Source organism: Nonomuraea sp. NPDC049607 (assembly GCF_040675375.1).
GTDB lineage: Bacteria > Actinomycetota > Actinomycetes > Streptosporangiales > Streptosporangiaceae > Nonomuraea.
In genome coordinates this window covers 1-4,434 of record NZ_JBFAOV010000093.1, presented here as the reverse complement: position 1 = coordinate 4,434, position 4,434 = coordinate 1, and the positions used below count along the sequence as shown (strand labels likewise).

Sequence of the window (4,434 nt, the reverse complement as noted above, 5' to 3'; positions counted from 1 at the left end):
CGGCCCGGACCGGTTCATGCGGTCGATGAGCGAGGCGTTCGTGGGCGGGCTGCCTGTCTCCTGGCGTTCCGTTCTCGCCGAGCAGCCGGACACGGACGCGGACACGGGCGCGGACACTGAGGCGGCGGCGGGGACGGAGACGGGGACGCGTGCGGGTGAGGGGTGGGTGGAGTTGCCTACCTACGCTTTCCAGCGTCGCCGTTACTGGCTGGATCAGCTTCCGGTGGGGGTGGGTGCGGATCAGCTGGGGCTGGCGGGGGCGGATCATCCGTTCTTGGGTGCGGTGGTGGAGGTGCCGGAGCAGGGCGGGCTGGTGTTGACGGGGCGGTTGTCTCTGGCTGCTCATCCGTGGCTGGCCGATCACGCTGTCGGCGGGTCGGTGATTTTTCCTGGTACGGGGTTCGTGGAGTTGGTGATCCGGGCGGGTGACGGGGTCGGCTGCTCGCGGGTTGAGGAGCTGACGTTGGAGGCGCCGCTGGTGCTGGACCCCGACACCTCAGCCCAGGTGCTGGTGCGGGTGTCCGGCGCGGGTACGGACGGGCGACGTGAGGTGCACGTCTACGCCCGACCAGCAGAAACAGGAGCAGGGACAGGTGCGGGAGCTGGGCTGGGCGAGGGGTGGCGGCGTCATGCCAGTGCGGTGATAACCGAGAGCGCGATGAACGCCGCGAGCGCGACGAACATCGAAAGCGCCGACAGTGTGGGCGTTGGTGCGGGCGTGGACGGCAGTGGTGGTGCGGCTGTTGATTTCGCGTTAGACGTGTGGCCGCCGGTGGGGGCGCGGGCGGTGGAGGTGGAGGGCTTCTACCAGAAGCTGGCCGACGAGGGTTACGGGTATGGGCCGGCCTTTCGAGGGCTGAAGCGGGCCTGGGTGCGTGAGGGGGAGGTGTTCGCGGAGGTTGAGCTGGGTGAGCGGGAGTGTGTGGATGCGGCCCGGTTCGGGGTTCATCCGGCGTTGCTGGATGCCGCCTTGCATGCCACCAGCCTGCCCGCCCACATCGACCAAACCAACGGGGCCGACAATCCTGGCGGGGCGGGGGTGATGTTGCCGTTCGCGTGGACCGGGGTGGAACTGCTGGCCTCCGGCGCCCGGCAGTTGCGGGTGCACGTCCAACCGGCCTCCGATGCCGGTGGTGGTGTCAGTATCCGGATGGCCGATGGCAGCGGTGCCCCGGTGGCGGTGGTGACGAGTCTGATCTCACGCCCTCTACCGGCGCACGGGCTGGCTACCGGCGGGCTGCGGGCAGGTGAGCGGCCTGCGGTTGAGGGGTTGCATCAGTTGCAGTGGCTGCCCTTACCGGGCAACCCAGCAGGCAACCCAGCAGGGCGACCGGCGGGCAAGCTCATAGAAGGGGCATCACACACGGCATCAGAGGCTGCATCGGACGCGACACGGGGCCAAGTGATCGTGGTCGGCCCGTCTTCTGGTGACGTGGTGGCGGCGGTGCAGGAGGCTGGCGGCACTGTCGCGGGCCACTACCGCGACCTACCGGCATTGAACACGGCACTGGCTGCAGGCGAGCCGACAGCCGGGACAGTGATTCTGTCCCTGGACATGGAAGTCTCCGCCCACGACACCCACGACGACACCCAGGACACCCAGGACACCCGGGACATCCACGACGGGCATGACGTCCACGATGGGCATGGCGGGCCTAGCGGGCTGCTGTCGCGGTTGCGTGTGGAGTTGGACCGGGTGGTGGAGGTGCTGAAGGGCTGGCTGGCCAGTGAGCGGCTGGCCGAGACCCGGCTGGTGCTGCTCACCACCGGTGTGGTCACGGTGGGACACAACGCCGACCCCGGCATCACCGATCCCGGCAACACCGGTCCTGGGAATGATGGCCGCGAGTTGGTGAGGGCGGCGGTGCTGGGGCTGGCGCGGTCGGCACAGGCCGAGCACCCCGGCCGGTTCCTGCTGGTCGACGTGGACGGACAACCCGCTTCCTGGCAGGCGCTGGCCAACGTACTGGGCACCGGCAGCATGCCCGACGGCGTGCCGGGTGGTGTGGGAGATGAGCCGCAGATCCTGGTCCGGCAGGGCCGGGTCCTGGTCCCCCGGCTCACCCCCGCACGGGCCGGGGAGGACCTGGCAGTGCCGGACGGAGACGGGGCGTGGCGGCTGGACTGCCCCACACCCGGCTCGGTCGAAGGACTGGCCCTGGTGCCGGACCCGCGCGCGGACCGGGATTTGGGTGCCGGGCAGGTGCGGGTGCAGGTCCGGGCCGCGGGGGTGAACTTCCGTGATCTCGTGGTCACGCTCGGCATGGTGCCGGAACAGGGTGAACCGATCGGTGGCGAGTTCGCCGGTGTGGTCACCCAGATCGCGGCCGACGTGACCCGGTTCGCGGTCGGTGACCGCGTCATGGGGTTAGGTGAAGGGGCGTTCGGCCCGCGCGTGGTGGCCGATCAGCGGCTGCTGGTGCCTTTGCCGGCCGGGTGGTCCTTCTCTCAAGGGGCTGGGACGCTGGTGGCCTTCGCCACCGCCTGGTACGGGCTGGTGGATCTGGCCGGCCTGTCCCGAGGTGAGCGGGTCCTCATCCACGCCGGAGCGGGCGGGGTGGGCATGGCCGCCATCCAGATCGCCCGCCACCTGGGAGCCGAGGTGTTCACCACCGCCTCCCCGGCCAAACACGCTCTGCTGCGCCGCCTCGGCATCCCCGCAGACCATGTGGCCTCCTCCCGCACTCTCGACTTCGCCGACACCTTCACCACCACCACCGGCGGACACGGCATGGACGTCGTCCTCAACGCCCTGGCAGGCCCCTTCACCGACGCCTCCCTCACCCTCACCGCCCCCGGCGGACGCTTCATCGAGATGGGCAAAACCGACCGCCGCGACCCCGCTCACGTCGCGGCCACCCACCCCCATCTGCGGTATCGAAGTTTCGACCTCATGGACGCGGGCGTCGACCACATCCACACCATCCTCACCACTCTGTGCGACCTGCTCACCGTCGGCGATCTCGCCGCCCTGCCGGTGCGCTGCTGGCCGGTCACCGCAGCCCGGCACGCCTTCCGCCACATGGCCCAAGCCCGTCACACCGGCAAAATCGTCCTGACCATCCCCCACCCCCCACACCCCGACGGCACCATCCTCATCACCGGCGGAACCGGCGGCCTGGGCAGCATCCTGGCCCGCCACCTGGCCACCCACCACCACACCCGACACCTCCTGCTGGTCTCCCGGCGCGGCCCCCACGCCCCCGGCGCCGACCAACTACGCCAAGACCTCCACACCGCAGGCGCCCACGTCGACATCATCGCCTGCGACCTGTCCGACCCCACCCAAATCGCCGCGCTCCTCCAACGCATCCCCGCCCAGCACCCCCTCACCGCGATCTACCACACCGCCGGCATCCTCAACGACGCCACCCTCACCACCCTCAACCCCGCCCAGACCGACCAAGTCCTGCAACCCAAAGCCGACGCGGCCTGGCACCTGCACCAAGCCACCACCAGCCTGGGGTTGGATCTGGCCCGTTTCGTCCTGTATTCCTCCTCCGCCGCCACCCTCGACAGCGCAGGCCAAGGCAACTACTCAGCCGCCAACGCCTTCCTCGACGCCCTGGCCATCCACCGCACCCACCTGGGACTACCCGCCCAATCCCTGGCCTGGGGCCTATGGCAACAACCCAGCGGGATGAGCGCTCACCTCACTTCCCTCGACATCGACCGCATTCGACGAGCCGGTTTCGACACCATCACCACTTCCTACGGCAACAGGCTCCTTGACGCCGCGCTCGCCCACCCCCAGCCCCATCTGATCCCGCTGCCCGTCAACGGCCGCGCGCTTGCCGCTCGCCACGACGGTGTTCCCGCGATTCTGCGAGCTCTGGCTCCTGCCCCCAAGCGCCGTGCTGCTGTGGTGGAGCCGGAGGCGAGTGTTGAATCGAGCTTCCAGCGGCGGTTGGCGGGGTTGCCGGTGGCCGAACAGGAACACGTGCTGGTCTCGCTCGTGCGCTCGCACGCCGCGGCCGTGCTCGGACACGGGTCGGAGGAGGAGATCGCGGCCGGGCGGCCGTTCAAGGAACTCGGGTTCGACTCGCTCACCTCGGTCGAGCTCCGCAACCGGCTGGGACGGGCGGCAGGGGTGAAACTACCGGCCACGCTGGTGTTCGACCACCCCACCCCCACCGCCGTGGCCGACTACCTGTTCCAGCGAGTGGGCACCGGCCCAGCACAAACCCGCGAAGACAAAGCGGCATCGGCCGCCAAACCCGCAGCCGGCACGACCACAGCGGCCGCGGCAGGGGTGGGCGAGCCGATCGCGGTGGTGGCGATGGCCTGCCGATACCCGGGAGAGATCACCTCACCGGAGGAGATGTGGCAACTACTCGTGCGGGGCGGGTCGGGCATCACCGGCCTGCCCGAGGACCGGGGCTGGGACCTGGAACGACTGTTTGACCCGGACCCGGACACACCGGGCACCACATA

Annotated in this window: 1 protein-coding gene; it reads left to right on the top strand. The window is 69.9% G+C overall.

What is annotated here, in order from left to right:
* Positions 1-25: 25 nt before the first annotated feature.
* The coding region (locus AB0J97_RS51485; protein ID WP_364104763.1) for an SDR family NAD(P)-dependent oxidoreductase at positions 26-4,434 on the top strand (4,409 nt) is incomplete at its 3' end.